Raw genomic sequence first — 17054 nt, forward strand, 5'->3', positions numbered from 1 at the left:
TCAATAGCATAAAACCACTGAACAAAGTTGAACAGAGGTGATACATGCTAGTTTTAACTGACATAAATAAACAATATCCTGACGGCACACATGCCCTAAAGCAAATTAATCTAGAATTACACAAAGGCATGGTTGGCTTATTAGGACCAAATGGTGCCGGTAAATCAACGCTGATGCGAACGCTTGCCTGTTTACAAGCGCCAGATCAAGGCGACTATGCGTTTTTAGGCAAATCATGTTTGCAAGACCCTTCTATGCTACGCAAACAATTAGGCTATGTACCTCAGCATTTTGGTGTGTATCCCAATATGTCTTGCGAAGCATTATTAACCCATATTGCAGTTTTAAAAGGGTTATCGCCCCAGCAATACAAAAAGCAAATTCCAGAGTTATTAGCGCTGACAAATTTAACTTCAGTTGCTAAACGCCACGTTTCGACTTTTTCTGGGGGGATGAAACAGCGCTTTGGCATTGCTCAAGCTTTACTCGGTGAACCCAAATTACTGATCATGGATGAACCAACGTCAGGGCTCGACCCCGCAGAGCGTGAGCGTTTACATGATGTTCTAGTTGAAATAAGCGCTGATAAATTAATCATTCTCTCCACTCATATAGTTGAAGACATTGAAAACCTTTGCCATCACGTTGCTATGTTGATAGAAGGCCAAATCATCGACAGCGATGACGTAGAAACCTTAATCGCGCCACTAAATAACAAAATATGGTTGAGTGACACGCTTCCTGAGAGCCATGCTCAGGTTTTAAGTAAAAGCTATAAATATGGCAAGCCATCGTGGCGAATTTATAGTGAGCAACAGCCTACTGCGAATGCACGCCTTCAACTGGCAAAATTAGAAGACCGTTATTTTTTAGAGCTTCATAATAAGGAGACGCGTCATGCTAATAAATAATGAGTTGAGATACGCTTACCGACAGCCAATTGTATGGGTGGCGAGTATCGCTGCGTGTTTATTTAGCACCCTAATAGGCTTAGGTAGTTTGCATGAACAAAGCACGGTTAATGAGCTCTACCAAGTGTATGCGCTTTTGCAAATGTTGATAATGCCTGCGGCTTTTGCCGTGATTGCTGTCACTTTACTATTTAGAGACCATACGTCGAACATGATGTCGCTTATTGATGTAACCCCTGTGTCTTTTCGGGTGCGTTGGCGTAGCAGAGTGATCGTATCGTTCGCTATTTTAAGTTTTCCCATGTTGTTCAGTTTTGTAGTCGTTTGTGGTGTATTTGCAAGTCAAACAACTTGGTTGATGGGTTTGCAAAGCTTCTTTTTGATCAGTGTATTTGGCATTGTTCAAAGTAGTTTCTTACTAATATTAATGGCATTTTATTTGGCTAAACGGTCATGTACGCCGTTTACCTTGTATGCCATCAGTGCAGCCGTAGGCATTGTTTACATAGTCATTGGCGGTACTTTAGGGTTTCCGTTTTTGTCGGGCAGCGCGATAGTGAGTGAAATGTTTTATACATTTATGCTCTGGGCAGACCCTTTTGGCATAACGCCTTTGTTAGATGTCAATGATACTAATCAAGCTTTAAATGTGCCCTTTATAGCTAATAGAATCGTTTATTTGTTGCTGGGCGCTCTTGTGTTTATAGGGTTGTCTAAATTCAGTGTTAATCCAAATGTTGAACACAATAATAAAAAGGCGGTTAAAACTACTCAGGAAGAAACTAGACACCATTTTGTTTATAATCGTCTACCCGATCTGCCTGTTGTTCATTTGCTTTTTTTAAACTTTAAAGTGTTGTTGAACTCAAAGCTTACCCCTGTCATTTTAGTTGTTTGGGCCAGTATTGTTCTCAATGAGGCACTTTCAACGTTGCTTTCAGCTCAAGCTTATAATCTCAATAACAGCATAACTTCACTCAATGCCGTCGCCTGGGACGTATATTTGCTATTTACTTCGGTGTGTTTGGCGCTCTGGAGCGGACTAGTTTGTTGGCATACCCAGCGTAACCAGTTTGCAGATGTATTGTCTTCGGCACCAGTTAGTAACTGGCAAAAAATCATGGCAGATATGGTTACATTGTTATTTTGCTTGTTGGTTTTAACTGTTGTTATGGGGGTTGCGAGCCTAATGGCTGAGCTCATAGCGGGTAGTGATATTTCGCTGTCGCACTATGTACAGCAAATAATATTTAGTCTAATACCACAAGCGCTATTGGCCGTGATATTTGTATGTATTCATCATATTGCTAAATCTGTGATTAAAGCAGGGCTGTGTATATTTGCATTGCTAATTATTAAGTTCACACCCATTACCTCGGCGCTGGGAATAACACACTTACTCTGGAATATTGCGGGTTCGCCATTGCAACCTGCCTCTCAAACAAAGCTGTTTTTAGAGAGTGAACAGGTATTTTTACCATTTATGCTGTTTTGGAGTCTGGTCGCTGCAACGCTTTGTGTATTTGCTGTAAAGCTGTCACATAGAGGAACGGGGTACGTGATGAATAAAAAAATTTGGACCATGCCAGCTGTTGCGATGGTGTTATTAACGTTAGGATTCGTTGGCTTTATGCATGTTCAAATCACCAATGAAAAGCCTTTGACCTATCAAAAGCAAAGAATGCAATGGCAAGCGGACTACGAGCAAGCTTTCAGGTATTTGGCCGACTTACCTCAACCAACAATGGCAGAATTAGACACTAAAATCGCGTTTTATCCAGAGCAAGGCAAAGTATACTTTGATGTGCAATACACGTTAAAAAATACCAGTGAATATCCAATCAGTCAGTTTTTAGTTAGTCGAGATGGCAATCATACAAACTGGAGTTTGACTCTGATAAACAGAGAAGGGGAAATAAAGCCACCTAAACTCAATCAGTATGAAATTAGATTAGCTAAACCATTAGAGGTAGGGCAGTCGCTTAACCTGAAAGTGAGCTTTATGCTTAAGCAAGTGATGTTTTGGCCAAGCTCAGAGCACTTGATAATTAAACCTAAGTGGTCACAAATCGCAGCGCAATCTATTTTGCCTATGGTGGGTTATCAACCTGAGTTTGAAATCCAAGATCCTTTAGAAAGAGAAAATAAAGGGTTAATTGCAGAGCCATCTCAAACGGGAGAGCCTGTTAAAGCTATGCTAAGAACAACACTTTCGACCCAATTGGAGCATGAAAGCCAAGCACCAGGCGTATTGTCAAAACAGTGGCAAGAAGATGGTCGAATGTTTTATCAGTTCTCAACAAATCAACCTACTGAGTTAGATGTTGTTTGGCAGTCTGAGCCCAGAGAAATTTTGCATGAATGATCTATTACCTTCCATAAGTTGATAAAAAATAAAGTTAAATTTATTTTAACTCTCGGTTAGGAAAATAATAGAAGATTGATAAGACGAATAAACCGCTGCGCTTTACAGTGAAAACCATGCAATGACAAAAAGCCTAGTTAAGCAGGTGAGGAGAATACAATGAAGCGTAGAGAATTTATTAAAAGTGCAGCCTTAGGCTCGATGGGCGGTTTACTTATAAGCCAAACGTTCGGTGCACAGGCAGGCGGTAAAATGTTAACCCCTAGAGAAGTCGAAGGGCCGTTTTACCCCATAACTCCGCAAAAAGACAAGGATGCAGATTTAACCCAAGTCGAAGGTAAAGTAGGGCGTGCCAAAGGCACAATTATAGAAATCTTTGGACAAGTGTTCGATCAAGATGGTAATGCCATTGAAGATGTAACCATAGACCTATGGCAGGCTAATAGTTATGGTAAATATCATCACCCTCACGATAACAGTGAAGCGCCGATTGACCCGCATTTCCAAGGGTGGGCGATTTTGCAAAGTGGCAAACAAGGTCGCTTTAAGTTCAAAACTGTAATGCCGGGAGCATATCCGTTAAATGCACCGCAGCAACGTACACCTCATATCCATATAAAAATCAGTAAGTACGGTTATGAGTCTTTACTGACGCAGCTATATTTTCCCGATCAGCCTTTAAACGATAAAGATGGCTTGTTTAAACGTAAATCTAAGCAAGAGCAGAAAATGATGACGGCTAAAAAAACCAGTAAATCGAACGAGTATCGATACGATATTTTTCTGCAAAAGGCATTTTAGTTTGTTGTTGGCGTTTTTTTATAATTAACCCAAGACAGTTGAGCAGAAAAAGCGGATAATTAGCGGTATTTTTAGAAAAGCGCTTACAAAGCATAGTAAGCGCGCGACCGTGGAAACCGCTCTATGGAAATCAAAGTTAACTTTCTAGATAATCTTCGAATTGAAGCGAAATTCGATGATTTCTCAATTATTGCCGATCAACCAATTCGTTATAAAGGTGATGGCTCAGCACCAAGCCCATTCGATTACTTCTTAGCTTCATCAGCAATGTGTGCGGCTTACTTTATTAAAGTGTACTGTAACGCCCGTGATATTCCGACTGATGGCATTCGTGTCGCGCAAAACAACATTGTTGATCCTGAAAATCGCTATAACCAGATTTTTAAAATTCAGGTAGAGATCCCAGAGCATATCTCTGAGAGAGATAGAGAAGGTATGTTGCGCGCGGTTGACCGCTGTACTGTGAAAAAGGTGATCCAAACTGGCCCTGATTTCCAACTTGAAACCGTTGAAAGCCTAGACGCTGATGCGCAAGCGATGTTGATGACAACGCCAGAAGGCGGCACAGAGACATATATTTTAGGTAAAGACCTACCGCTTGAGCAGACCATTGCCAATATGACATCGGTAATGGAAGACTTAGGCATGAAGATCGAAATTTCTTCATGGCGTAATATCGTACCGAATGTTTGGTCTTTGCATATCCGTGATGCGGCTTCTGAAATGTGCTTTACCAATGGTAAAGGTGCAACCAAAGAGAGCGCTTTATGCTCGGCACTCGGTGAATTCATTGAGCGTTTAAGCTGTAACTTCTTCTATAACGATCAGTTCTTTGGTACTGAAATCGCCAATGCTGAGTTCGTGCATTATCCAAATGAAAAATGGTTTAAGCCAAACGAAGAAGATGAATTACCAACAGAGATTTTAGACGAATATACGCGCGAGATTTACGATCCAGAGGGTGAGTTATGTGGTTCGCACCTAATCGATACTAACTCAGGTAATGTTGAACGTGGTATTTGTTCAATTCCTTACACACGTCACTCAGACGGTGAAACGGTTTACTTCCCAACTAACTTAATCGAAAACTTATTTTTAAGTAATGGTATGAGTGCGGGTAACAACCTAGCTGAAGCGAAAGTTCAGTGTTTGTCTGAGATTTTTGAACGTGCGGTTAAACGTCAGATCATCGAGCAAGAAATTGTATTACCAGATGTACCACAAGCCGTATTAGATAAGTTCCCAGGTATTGTTGAAGGTATTCAAGGTCTTGAAGAGCAGGGCTTCCCTGTTGTAGTCAAAGACGCATCACTTGGCGGTCAATTCCCTGTGATGTGTGTGACACTGATGAACCCGAAAACGGGTGGTGTATTTGCGTCATTTGGTGCCCACCCAAGCTTTGAAGTGGCTCTTGAGCGAAGCTTAACTGAGCTTCTGCAAGGTCGTAGCTTCGAGGGCTTAAACGACGTACCTAAGCCAACATTTAACAGCATGGCCGTGCAAGAACCTGAGAACTTTGTTGAACACTTTATTGATTCAACAGGTAAAATTTCTTGGCGTTTCTTCAGTGCGAAGCGCGATTATGAGTTTGTTGAATGGGACTTCTCAGGCACAACTGAAGAAGAGTCAGACAAGTTATTTGGTGTTTTAGAATCAATGGGTAAAGAAGCTTATGTGGCTGAATTTACACACATTGGTAACGCATGTCGTATTCTTGTACCAGACTACTCAGAAGTGTATCCGGTTGAAGACTTAATTTGGGATAACACCAATAAAGCCCTGCAATATCGTGAAGACATCTTAAATCTACATCGTTTGAGTGAAGATGAATTGGCTGATTTAGTTGAGCGTTTAGAAGAGTCTGAACTAGACAACTACATCGACATCATAACCCTAATTGGTATTGAGTTTGACGAAAACACCGTGTGGGGTCAGCTGACAATTCTTGAGCTTAAGCTACTAATTTATTTAGCATTAGGTGATTTAGAAGCAACCAAAGAGCTGGTTGAAGCCTTCTTACAATACAACGACAACACCATTGTTGAACGTGGTTTATTCTACCAAGCGATGGATGCAACCTTAGAAGTAGCACTTGATGAAGAGCTTGAAATTGAAGATTACATTCACAGTTTCACACGCATGTTCGGTCAAGAAGTGATGGATGCTGTTGTCGGTTCAATCAATGGCGATGTGACTTTCTATGGTTTAACTGAAACCAGCATGAACCTTGAAGGTCTAGACAAGCATTTACGCTTAATTGAAAGCTATAAAAAGCTACATGCTGCACGAGCACGTTTAACACAAAGCTAATTTTGGCTTCATAAATGAAAAATATTGAAAGGCGCTTGTTGATATAAGCGCCTTTTTTGTATTCGATTTATTCTAGGGCGTGTTTATCTTTGAGGTATGAATTTTGTTCAAATCAAAGGCTTTCAATACGCGAAATGAGCTACGCCGCATAATGGGTTATGTAAGTGGCGAATGACAAAGTAGTGGAAGCCTTTGGTTGAACTCTTCGAGCAGCGCGAGTTGAACATTTATTCGACGTTATCGGCTGACTTACATAGAATAACTATGCTTCGCAGCCCCTGCCTTGCCTAAATATCCAACTCACTGCTGCAAAAGCACACAACAAAGGTCAATACGCCCTAGAGTATGTCGCTAGACATAACCGCTTACATTTAAAAGCAAAATTGACATCAATTAGTGCAAATAAAGTAATACACTGTGAACTCACTCAAATTAGTTATTCTAAACTTTTAGAGTGCTATCTGACTGCTTATTTCACAAGGTTAAAGCTTATCTCCCATCCAAGCTTGAGCTACTTTCGCCCCAAATTTTTTTGGGGCTTTTTTCTTTTTAATCATTGTTGCATCTTGTGAAATTTTTTATGATTGTAGTGGTCTATTTTAGGTACGAGATTAAAAAGTGCTGAACCGTAATAAAACCCTCATTTTTATGTCTTTCATCACAGCTATTGCTGCTATTTTAAGTTTAGGTGCGAATAGCTATATGTATATGACTAGTTTAAATTTTGCGCCATTTTCAGCATTACTTTGCGTGATGGGCGTGTTTGCCAGCTATAGTTTATTTAAAGCTAAAGTATTTGGCCGCCACTTGGTTTTACTATTTTGGCTTTGCCAAATATTGGTCGTAGGAATAAACGGTCAGAAGTTTGGCTTTTTATTTGCCTTGGCAATGAGCTTTCATTTTAATATCACACCACAAGTTTATGTGGTGGTTAATGTTTTAGGTGTGATTTTGGCAAGCGTGTGTATTTTTAAAATTAAAAAAGAAGGACAAGTTAACTAAATTATCTATCTGAAAAAGGTTGATATTAACTATCGGCATTCTTTACTTATCCAATTTGACCATAGAGATTGATTTTCACTTAGCCAACGCTTAGCTGCATTTTCTATTGTTAGCCCTTTAATCATGACTAAAGCAGCTATTTCCTCAAATTGCGCGTTGTTTAAATTTACATTTTTTAAAATATTCAGAGCGCATGGGTTACGAGCGGCTAAACTTCGAGACGTTACTTTTTTTAGCCAAGCTGATTTGGGGTTACCACAGTCGTAAAGAAAGGCTTTATTTATGCCCCACTCAGGCACTGTCTCGCACTCAGCATCATAATCAGGAAACTCAACAAATTCACCTTGATACTTGGTATTGACCCAATTGGGCGTCCAATTAAACATCAAAATAGGTTTCTTTAGTGCATAAGCCTCTGTTAATTTATCCCAAAGTTCATCTGCAGAATTTAGGCTGATCAATTTAAAATTTAATTTTAATGCTCTGATCCTTGCTCTATCAGGCTTCTCCCATGGCCCAGCGTAGTATATACCGCGGTTTGAGTTTTCATCTGAAAATAAAGCCGCGCACTCGTTTAATGCAGTCCAGCTTGGTAAGTTAGGGCACTGTACTTTAACATAGCTAGGAAACCACCATTCTTCTCGAGTAGTCGCGTTATAGCGCCCCGCATCGACGATGCTATTCTCTTTTTTTAATTGATAATATTTATCTGCCATACTGCCTTCCCATACTTCTACTTGTATGTCGGCCTTATTATATTTAAGTGCATACCATTGACCTTCAGTCGGTAATTCTACATAACTGACATTAAAGCCGAGTTGTTGGTAGATATTGCCAACGATATGAGAAATGACTTTTTGCGACGCCCAGTTATTGGTAATTATTCGAATGGGTTGATGTTCTTTTTGTGTTGGGCTCGTTGAGCTTTGGGCGCTTAAACTATATACAAAAAGAGCAAGCATCCAAGGTGTGAGGTTGATTCTTAGCATTGAATAGTAGTCCCTAGATACGCTTATTATTGTCAAAGCTAGCGTTTATTGTTTTATATAGCATAGCAGTAACAAGCAAAGTTTAGGCTTACTGTTGAGGGGTAAAGGTTTCTGATTTACAAAAGCGGCTTAAAGAAGCCGCTAAATTTTAGTAGCCAAATAACTCTGCGTATCCCATACCTTTAAAGCCGCCGCTGGCTTTAACTCTGCCTTCCCAATATTGGATTGAGAGCTTATTGACTGAGTCTTTAGTGATGGTTTCAATCACGATAGGTTCGATATTCGGTAAAGTAACACGCCATTTGCTCGGGTAGTGTTTGTTATCAATGCTTATGTGTTCGAGCTTTTCTAAGCGAATATCTTGTTTGTGAATTTGCTGTGTTTGGCCATGTTCGTTAATATGCGTGCCGCTGCAGTAATCATAGTTTTGTTGTGCATCTCGGATGCAGAATAACATCAGGCCTGTTTTTTGACTTTTATCAGTGCCACTTACTAGGCTAAACCAGTCCCAACCCATTTGATTTTTGTCGATCAAGCTTGCTGACCATTCTCGGTCGTACCAAGCATTACCTGTGACTTTATACTCTTTACCTGCAAAAGTGAGGGTGCCAGCGGTTTCAAGAAACGGGTAGCTAAAATAGTAAGAGGCATGACCGCTTTGTGTTTTTTGACTGTAGCCATTGTCACCATGAAGCGTAAGTGGGCTGTTAGTTAGCGAAACATCAATAGCATAGTCGCCTTGTTTGGCTTTCATTTGCAAAGGTAGAAAACTGTGCGCTGTACTTTTAAGTGACCAATCATCTAAAAAAGCAGCAAAGGGTTGTGTTGTTATTTGCGCTTGGCCTGCACGGGCATAGCGCTCAAAAGCAACATGCTTTTGCTCATGTTGCAGGGCGAAATGCGCGAAGTAGAGCTGATCGTCCCACCAAGTTGATTTAAAAGGTAGAGGTACTTGGGTTCTAAATAGCGTCCACTGCGCACCAAATGTTTTACCTGTCTCAGCCGTGAGGGTTGCAGTGATGTACCACCATTCAATACCTTGCGCGAAATGTGCTCCATGATCTTCTGGAAACTTCACACCACGTTTAGCATCGACAGGTTCTCCGCGCATGGTATGTAAAAGCTGCTTTTCTTGCGGCTGTGGCGCTTTTTCACAACCCAGTAGTGTCAATAGAGTGAATAATAAGACATAAACAGATTTCACAATTAACCTTCCTTACGATGTAAGCTGGCAGTGAGTCTTTTCACTGGTAGATAAGCACATATCACAGCAGATAACAGCAAGAATAAACAGGTGCTGAGCAGAGCCGGTATATCTAGATAGAAATGTATGGTCCAACCAAATGCAATGGGCATAACGTATTTTAGCAATGCCAAACCTAAAGCCAACCCTAGCGGAATGGCAAATAGACATGTAAAACCGACTAAAGCAACGGTTTGTATGAGTTTTAACTTATGTAATTGAGTGGGGTCGACTCCTAGGCTATTCAGCACCGCCATTTGTTTTGCGTGCTGGGCACTGAGACTTAATAAGCTAATACATAAACTGATCAGTGCGATGGCGAGAATAAAACCATTGAGTACTTTCGTGACTTTAAAGGTGTCGTTAAATAGTTTATTTGCGATTTCTTTAAAGCGTTTATTTTCTGAAATAGCGGCGCTATCAACCCCATAGCTATTAATTAGCTTTTCAGTAATTTGAGAGGTTGATACTTGTTCGTTTAAGGTCAGTGAAAGGCCATACACCAGCCAATATAATGGGCTTTGCTTAATATTGTCTTCAAGGGTAATGAGACCCAATGCGGTGTTGCCATAATCATAAGCAAAGGCGGAAATATGACATAAGAAAGTGTGTTGGTTTTGTTTGAACATCACAGTATCGCCAAGTTTAATACCGTGTTTTATAAGTGCTTGTTCATTGGCTATGCAGCCGCTATTAGCAAAATGCGCCTGATTTACTCGTTTGCCCGATGTTAAGTTGATATGTGAGAAAGCTTCAGCGCTATTACCAAAGCTGGCAAGTTTTGCAGGCATAGCATCGATGTAACCATTAGACGCCATATAAATGCCAACACGTTGAATGTCAGCATCGCCATTTAAATTCGCTCTCAGTTCTGGTTGGTATTTATCAACATGAATATACATGTCGGCACTAAGTTGTTTCTCAAGGTGCGCATTTAATGTGTTACTGAAACTTTTTACCATAATTTGCATACCTATCGCGCTACCAAGTGCAACTAAGATAGCCACAATGGCAATACGTAATTCAGTTAATTGAGATTTACTGTCGGCATATAACCATTGCCAAAGAGGTTGCTTAAATGGGTTGTTGAAACTCAGTAAGCCTTGTAAGCAGGTTGGTGTGAGCAGCACAAACAAAGCTAAGATGAAAAAACACAATAACAGTGCTTCAAATTCAGTGCTGGCATTTAAATACAAGTAACTCAGTGCGGCAAGATTACTAATGAGCGATAGACCGAAAAGCATATTGCCTTGGTTTTTCAGCGTATTTTTTTGAGTTACAACCATGAGTGCCAATGTCGCTAAGTTGACAATAAATCCCAGTACCAAAGTTTGCCACTGCCAGCCGATGGTGAGTGCTTTATCCAACTGATATAAGCCCATCAAGGTACGGTTTATATCGAGTACCAGAGCATTGGCAATTAAAAACCCAGCTAAGCTGCCAAGTAGCGCGGTGATAAAACTCATGAGAGTAAATTCTATGACAATCGCCGTCGTGATGGCCTGTTTTGAACACCCCAACAGGTTAAATTGAGTGAGCAATTTTTTGCGCCCTGCAATAGAAAGCTTAATGGCATTGAAGCTTAGAAACGCAGCAACAATATAGCCTAGTAGCGCCAGCGCTGCGAGGTTAAAAAAGAAAGCCTCAGAGAGCGCATCAAAGTCTTGCTCTTGTGAGGCAATTAATCTTGCTTCATGGCCCAATATGTCTTCAACCTGAGAAATTTGCTCTGTTGTTAGGCCTGTGAATTCGATAAAACTGAGTTTACCTTGTGCGTTAAGCAGCACGTCTGCATAAGCAATATCGGTGAGCGACCAAACACCTATGTCATCAACTAAAGCAAATTTTGGCGTATGCGGATTGTTTTGCAGCGCAAGCGTATTGTCGTCTTTGTTGAGTTGATATCTTTGTGCCCGCTTGCTGTCAATCATAATGGCGTCAAATGCAAAGCCTGTGTTTTCATTCTCTCCAGTTTGTGTAGAAAATGCCGGAATAGGCTGAGTCATCCAGAGGAGACTGTTTATGCCCTGAACGTACAGGGTTTTACCTGATTTGAGTGTTAGCTTACCCCGTAATACAGGTTGCGCCTTGGTGAAACCATTTTCGCGTAACTGCAACCACAACTTGCCATCGAGATAGTCTTGGCCAATGGGCGGTTTGACGATGTGGCTAACCGCAGAGTCTATGAGGGCTGATGATTTACTGTGGCGATTTTTTGCTTCTTGGTTAAGTCCGGCAATGGCGGTGAGTAGGGCACTGCCTAAACTTAGGCCTACGATGAAGAGCAATAATAGCCAAGGGTGACGCCTAAAATAAGCAATGTGCGTCGTTAATATCAGTTTAATTTCGGTCATGGCTTACTCGTTGAATTGCCCGTTAGCGAGTACTTTCACCGTATCAAAATACTGTGTGAGTTGCTGCGAGTGAGTGACCATAACTAAATTAATTTGTCTTTCTTTACATAAGCTTGTGAGCATTTCAACCACTTGGTGGGAACGAGCTTGATCTAAGTTGCCGGTGGGTTCATCGGCAAGTATAAGCTTAGGCTGGTTTAATAAGGCTCTGGCAATGCCCACTCGTTGTTGCTCACCACCAGACAGTTGGCTTGGTAATTTATTTAGTTTGTCTTTTAAACCAAGTTGCTCAATCAAAAGGTCAAACTCTTGGGCATCTTGATTAGGATAGTTAAGCTGGTGCTGAAACAAGATATTTTGTTTAACAGTTAAGCAATCAAGCAATTGGTAATGCTGGAATATTAGGCCTATTTTTCGACGGAAATGGGCAAGTTGCTTGTCGTTATACGCAGATATAACCTCGCCATTGATATCGATTTTGCCGCTATCGGGTGTGAGTAAACCCGCGAGTAGGTGTAAGAGGGTGGTTTTTCCTGAGCCACTGTCGCCAAGCAAAGCTACTTGCTCTTGTGCTCCGACTGCAAAACTAAAGCCATCAAATAGAGTTTGAACTTGGTCGCCATCAGCGCGAGAGAAGCATAGATCAGTTACGCTTATCACTGTAATTCCTTGTTGCTCAGTGGTTTTGCTTAGTTTACAAAACGTACATAGGTAAAATAAAGCAAAACTTGCAACAAGGTGTGTCAGATATTTAGCCAGTACATTTAATGATTTAACGCAAGTTAAACTCTGTCACGTGCCACAACTCTCCAGATGGTCCCCATAAATAAATAACTTTGCCCCACGGCTCAGTTTTAATCTGGGTAAATTTGATATCGAATCCTTGAATTGAAGAGATGTGCTCATAAGCTTCATTAATGTCATGCACTGAAAGTTGCATCATTAAATTAGTTGCTAGCTCTTGGTTGTAAAAGCGGCTTAAGAAAAAATAACAATCGCCTTTTTCGTAAAGGGTTAAATCTTCAGAAGCATCACTGCCGTTAAACCCAAGCGCAGTATAAAATGCTTTCGACTCAGCAAAATCTTTTGCAGGTATAAATACGCGAATATCGTCAACTCTCATTTTTCATTCCTTTTTAAGACTCATCGTGTTTGGAAGTTGCTGTGAAGCATTAAATGAATGATATACAGGATAACGACCCGAATCAAAATACTCGGGCCAGTCTTGTATGTTGGAAAATGGGGTTATTCAGAAAAGCACTTACACAATGTCACCAAAGCGACCCATTTGATAATCGCGAACTGCTTGATGAAGCTCTTCTTGGGTGTTCATTACAAAAGGCCCCATGTGGGCGATTCTCTCTCGAATAGGCTCACCGACTAACACTAAAACACCTAACCCGTTTTCACCTGCTTTTAAAGTCAATGGTGCTTTGGGGTCAACTTCAAACTGGTAGGTTTCGACATATTCAGTGTCTGCAATAGACCCTGAGTGAATATAAACAAGGGCTTTGCTGTGAACCGAAATGTCTAAGGTTGTTTCAGTATTCGCTGGTAACATTACATCGGCAATCGCGCCATTACCTGCTAATTCATCAATTGATGATGTCGCGCTTTGTTGCTCTAGTCGCCAACTTCCAGCCAGTGCTCTTAGCTCTATACCTGCGTCATTTTGTAACACGGGCACTTTTTGCTCCGTGGTATCTTGATAACGAGGCGGGCGCATCTTGTCTTTTGCTGGCATATTTAACCAAATCTGAAAGCCGTGCATGCCATGCTCGGCATCAGCGAGAGGCATTTCAGAGTGTATTACACCGCGACCAGTGCTCATCCACTGCACGTCACCTGCACGTATGGCTTTTTTGTTGCCCATTTGATCTTGGTGCTCAAAACCGCCTTTACGAATATAAGTGAAGGTTTCAATTCCACGGTGAGGGTGAGCAGGAAAGCCTGCCATAAAGTCATTTTTGTTGTCTGATTTTAGTTCATCGATCATCAAAAATGGATCTAGGCTTCTACCGTCAAACCCCGCAATACGGCTAATGTTGACGCCAGCACCATCTTGGGTGGCGTGTGCTTTGTTGGTGCGAATAATTTTCATGCTATTTAATCTCTAATGTTTTGATGAGATAAATTTAGCAAGTTTAATTGAGGTAAATAAGTGCAGTAAATTGATGGATATATTCAAATATTTTGAATAGTTTATTTTAGAGTAGGTTGCCTAGCTTGATTGGGTGTAATCAAGCTAGGAGATAAGCAACATTGTTAGTGAAATCAAAACATAGAAAATGACTAATCTAATTTACCTGAATGTTCAAATTGTAACTCACAAAGTCTTTGATATAGCTTTGATTCTTTGAGTAGTGTTTGATGGTTGCCTTGCGCAACAATTTGTCCTTTATCCATCACCACTATGGTATCGGCATGCATTACAGTTGCTAGGCGATGGGCAATAATTAGCGTCGTTCTATCTTGCATGAGCTCATTTAAAGCAGCTTGAACATGAAATTCACTTTCTGCATCAAGGGCGCTGGTGGCTTCATCAAGCAATAAAATTGATGGGTCTTTTAAAATAGCTCGAGCAATCGCGATCCGTTGCTTTTGTCCACCTGATAATCGAACGCCTTGCTCGCCTAAAAAGCTGGCATAGCCTTCGGGTAAACTGGTAATAAAGTCATGTGCATGGGCACGTTTTGCGGCCTCCATTACTTGTTCATTCGTTGCATCCGGGTTGCCGTATCGTATGTTGTGCCAGACATCGGAGCTAAATAGCACGGGGTTTTGCGGCACCATGCCCATTGTGTGTCTAAGTGAATCTAAAGTCAGAGAATCAATAGATTGCTCGCCTATACAAATGTTTCCAGTTTGCGGGTCGTAAAAGCGCTGTAATAACTCAAATAGGGTGGTTTTGCCAGCACCTGAAGGGCCAACAATGGCAACAATTTTGCCTTTTTCGACTGTCAGATTAACTTTATCAAGCGCCGCAACTTCAGGCCTTGAAGGGTAATTAAAGGTGACATTATCAAACTTTAAATGAGCGTCTTGATGCCAAGTAAGCATGGAGGCATTATCTTTGTTGGTAATATCACTTTTGACATTCAATAAATCTAATAATCGGGTTGCAGCACCGGCTGCACGTTGAAGCTCGCCGTATACTTCAGAGACAGTTGCCACACTCGAGGCAACAATCACCGCATAAAAAACGAAGGCTGCAAGCTCACCGCCTGACATACGTCCAGCGATCACATCCATACCACCAACCCAGAGCATCACGGTTATGGCGCTAAACGTTAAGCCTATTACAGCTGCAATTAAGATTGCACGCTGGGTGATGCGGTGTTTTGCGACTGTGAACGCTTTTTCTACTTCTCCAGCAAATGCGGCTTTTTCTTTTGTTTCATGTGTATAGCTTTGCACTACTTTTATGTTCTGAATGATTTCACCGGCATAGGTACTGATATCAGCAATAGCACTTTGGCTGCTTTCTGAAAGCTTACGTACTTTTTTTCCAAAAAAGAAAAGAGGGAGCAGAGTCAAAGGCACGCAAAGCATTACCAGCAAAGTTAGTTTAAAGTTCAGAATGAATAGCATGATTAAACCGCCAATCATCATCAATGCACTGCGCAGCGCCATTGAAAATGAAGAACCTACGATGGATTGTAACAGTGTTGTGTCCGTGGTTAAGCGTGACATCAGTTCGCCACTGCGGTTTTCTTCAAAGTAACTCGGGTGTAGGTGGATAATTTTATTAAACACGGCCTTACGTATGTCATTACAAACCCGTTCGCCAATCCAGCTCATTAAATAAAAGCGAGTAAATGTACCGCCTGCGAATAAAACAATCAGTGCAATCATGACAAAAACTGCATTGGTGAGCTGTTCTACAGAGCCTGCAATAAATCCATGGTCGATGACATATTTCACACCTTGGCCTAATAACAGGTTCAAACCAGAGGTAAATAAAAGGACTAGCAAGGCTGAAAACGCGACTAGCTTGTAAGGTTTTACAAAACCAAAAATAGGTAGCAGACTCTGAAAAGCAGACTGCTGCTTTTTGTCTTTCTCGCTCAAAAGAGCCTCCAGTTTTTAAGTTGACTGAACATTCATCGGAAGTACGTTAAGTGTGCCTTTAATTTACTGAACTATAAAGATAAACATCTTAAGAGAATTGAATCTTTTGTAACAAATAGTCATTTTCGGTTAAGGTAGTTTCGATTAGAATGCAGTCTCTTATGAAAATGTTTTCAATGGAAATTAAAGGAATACCATGAAAAAGATTCTCTCTGTTGCTGTGATCGCAGCACTTTCTTCATTTTCTTCTGTAGCTGATGAGTCTAAACAATTATTCAACAATCTAAGCTATATGCATTTGGATGGTGGAGATTTTGGCAGGACAACTAATGCTTACCAATTATCGAGCCATTATTTTTTCGAAAAGCAAGAACATTCAGGCGTATGGGATGACTTTGGGTATCTAAATACAGACAGTAATATTGGCGTCGCCTACTTCAATTACGATAACACAAGAGATTTATCAATCGCAGGTGAGTGGTTTGCAACACCAAAGTGGTTTGTGTCTGCTGGAAGCGCTGATGTGGGACACATCAGCGATGATGCATTTGTTGGCTTCGGTTATTTATTTGAAGACAAATTAAAAGTAAGCGCGCGCTATGAAAAGCATAACGGCACAAATAATCGTACTATGCTAACTGCTGAATATAATCATCAAATTAATGAAACAGATTATTTAGGTGTAACATTCGAAACTAAATCTGACTTTGATACGTGGTCTTTATCGAGTCGTTACTTCATGCATATTGAAGGTGATAGTTTTATAAGTGTTGATCTTCAGCATTCTGATTACGACGGTTTTGATGGAACGAATTTGATAGCAAATTATTATCTTAGCCGTAACTTGTCCTTTGGTGCAGGCTCTTATGATTCAGACTTAGGCATCCAAGCGAAATATTTCTTCAATGATAAGTTTCATTTAGGCGGAAGTATCATCGACTTTAATAGTGGCGAAGTTTACCAGCTTTCTTTCACTGCTCAGTATTAATCACATTTCAATGTAAAGCC

General features: G+C 40.8%; 13 protein-coding genes. 6 read left to right on the forward strand and 7 right to left on the reverse strand.

Annotated elements, in window-relative coordinates; all coding sequences use genetic code 11:
- Window positions 1–44: 44 nt before the first annotated feature.
- From ACXAC4_RS05695 to ACXAC4_RS05715, 5 genes are all read left to right on the forward strand, one after another.
- Window positions 45–911: an ABC transporter ATP-binding protein gene (locus ACXAC4_RS05695; RefSeq protein ID WP_475159696.1), complete on the forward strand. Its 867-nt coding sequence runs from the start codon at window positions 45–47 to the stop codon at window positions 909–911.
- Window positions 898–3276, forward strand: a complete 2379-nt coding sequence (locus ACXAC4_RS05700) for an ABC transporter permease (RefSeq protein ID WP_475159697.1) — start codon at window positions 898–900, stop codon at window positions 3274–3276. The genes ACXAC4_RS05695 and ACXAC4_RS05700 overlap by 14 nt, the downstream gene beginning before the upstream one ends.
- Window positions 3277–3435: 159 nt before the next feature.
- Window positions 3436–4077 (forward strand): dioxygenase family protein, encoded by a 642-nt coding sequence (locus ACXAC4_RS05705; RefSeq protein ID WP_475159699.1) that lies wholly within the window; start codon window positions 3436–3438, stop codon window positions 4075–4077.
- A gap of 123 nt (window positions 4078–4200) precedes the next feature.
- Window positions 4201–6387: an OsmC domain/YcaO domain-containing protein gene (locus ACXAC4_RS05710; protein ID WP_475159700.1), complete on the forward strand. Its 2187-nt coding sequence runs from the start codon at window positions 4201–4203 to the stop codon at window positions 6385–6387.
- A 648-nt stretch (window positions 6388–7035) separates the two neighbouring features.
- The gene (locus ACXAC4_RS05715; RefSeq protein WP_475159701.1) at window positions 7036–7389 is read left to right on the forward strand and encodes a hypothetical protein; all 354 of its coding nucleotides are present in this window, start codon (window positions 7036–7038) and stop codon (window positions 7387–7389) included.
- A gap of 29 nt (window positions 7390–7418) precedes the next feature.
- Here the strand turns inward: ACXAC4_RS05715 and ACXAC4_RS05720 are convergent, their stop codons facing one another.
- The 7 genes from ACXAC4_RS05720 to ACXAC4_RS05750 all read right to left on the reverse strand — a co-directional run bounded on the left by ACXAC4_RS05720 (window position 7419) and on the right by ACXAC4_RS05750 (window position 16046).
- Window positions 7419–8378 carry an ABC transporter substrate-binding protein gene (locus tag ACXAC4_RS05720; protein WP_475159702.1) on the reverse strand — a complete coding sequence of 320 codons (960 nt, stop codon included), beginning with the start codon at window positions 8376–8378 and terminating at the stop codon, window positions 7419–7421.
- 148 nt (window positions 8379–8526) lie between these two features.
- Window positions 8527–9582 carry a lipocalin-like domain-containing protein gene (locus ACXAC4_RS05725; protein WP_475159704.1) on the reverse strand — a complete coding sequence of 352 codons (1056 nt, stop codon included), beginning with the start codon at window positions 9580–9582 and terminating at the stop codon, window positions 8527–8529.
- Between the two features lie 2 nt (window positions 9583–9584).
- Window positions 9585–11975: an FtsX-like permease family protein gene (locus ACXAC4_RS05730; protein WP_475159705.1), complete on the reverse strand. Its 2391-nt coding sequence runs from the start codon at window positions 11973–11975 to the stop codon at window positions 9585–9587.
- 3 nt (window positions 11976–11978) lie between these two features.
- Window positions 11979–12635 (reverse strand): ABC transporter ATP-binding protein, encoded by a 657-nt coding sequence (locus ACXAC4_RS05735; protein ID WP_475159707.1) that lies wholly within the window; start codon window positions 12633–12635, stop codon window positions 11979–11981.
- 112 nt (window positions 12636–12747) lie between these two features.
- Window positions 12748–13098 (reverse strand): VOC family protein, encoded by a 351-nt coding sequence (locus tag ACXAC4_RS05740; RefSeq protein ID WP_475159709.1) that lies wholly within the window; start codon window positions 13096–13098, stop codon window positions 12748–12750.
- Window positions 13099–13236: 138 nt separating this feature from the next.
- Window positions 13237–14076 carry a pirin family protein gene (locus ACXAC4_RS05745; protein WP_475159711.1) on the reverse strand — a complete coding sequence of 280 codons (840 nt, stop codon included), beginning with the start codon at window positions 14074–14076 and terminating at the stop codon, window positions 13237–13239.
- Between the two features lie 191 nt (window positions 14077–14267).
- Window positions 14268–16046 (reverse strand): ABC transporter transmembrane domain-containing protein, encoded by a 1779-nt coding sequence (locus ACXAC4_RS05750; RefSeq protein ID WP_475159713.1) that lies wholly within the window; start codon window positions 16044–16046, stop codon window positions 14268–14270.
- 196 nt (window positions 16047–16242) lie between these two features.
- Between ACXAC4_RS05750 and ACXAC4_RS05755 the strand changes: the two genes are divergently transcribed.
- On the forward strand, window positions 16243–17034 hold the full coding sequence (locus tag ACXAC4_RS05755; RefSeq protein ID WP_475159716.1) for a putative porin: 792 nt from the start codon (window positions 16243–16245) through the stop codon (window positions 17032–17034).
- Window positions 17035–17054: the final 20 nt, after the last annotated feature.

It is taken from the genome of Pseudoalteromonas sp. AWM4_233 (assembly GCF_056158285.1).

Coding starts and splice junctions, on each gene's coding strand:
- ACXAC4_RS05710 (WP_475159700.1), top strand. CDS start 4,201: ATGGAAATCAAAGTTAACTTTCTAGATAATCTTCGAATTGAAGCGAAA.
- ACXAC4_RS05740 (WP_475159709.1), bottom strand. CDS start 13,098: ATGAGAGTTGACGATATTCGCGTATTTATACCTGCAAAAGATTTTGCT.
- ACXAC4_RS05755 (WP_475159716.1), top strand. CDS start 16,243: ATGAAAAAGATTCTCTCTGTTGCTGTGATCGCAGCACTTTCTTCATTT.
- ACXAC4_RS05730 (WP_475159705.1), bottom strand. CDS start 11,975: ATGACCGAAATTAAACTGATATTAACGACGCACATTGCTTATTTTAGG.
- ACXAC4_RS05745 (WP_475159711.1), bottom strand. CDS start 14,076: ATGAAAATTATTCGCACCAACAAAGCACACGCCACCCAAGATGGTGCT.
- ACXAC4_RS05705 (WP_475159699.1), top strand. CDS start 3,436: ATGAAGCGTAGAGAATTTATTAAAAGTGCAGCCTTAGGCTCGATGGGC.
- ACXAC4_RS05720 (WP_475159702.1), bottom strand. CDS start 8,378: ATGCTAAGAATCAACCTCACACCTTGGATGCTTGCTCTTTTTGTATAT.
- ACXAC4_RS05700 (WP_475159697.1), top strand. CDS start 898: ATGCTAATAAATAATGAGTTGAGATACGCTTACCGACAGCCAATTGTA.
- ACXAC4_RS05715 (WP_475159701.1), top strand. CDS start 7,036: ATGTCTTTCATCACAGCTATTGCTGCTATTTTAAGTTTAGGTGCGAAT.
- ACXAC4_RS05695 (WP_475159696.1), top strand. CDS start 45: ATGCTAGTTTTAACTGACATAAATAAACAATATCCTGACGGCACACAT.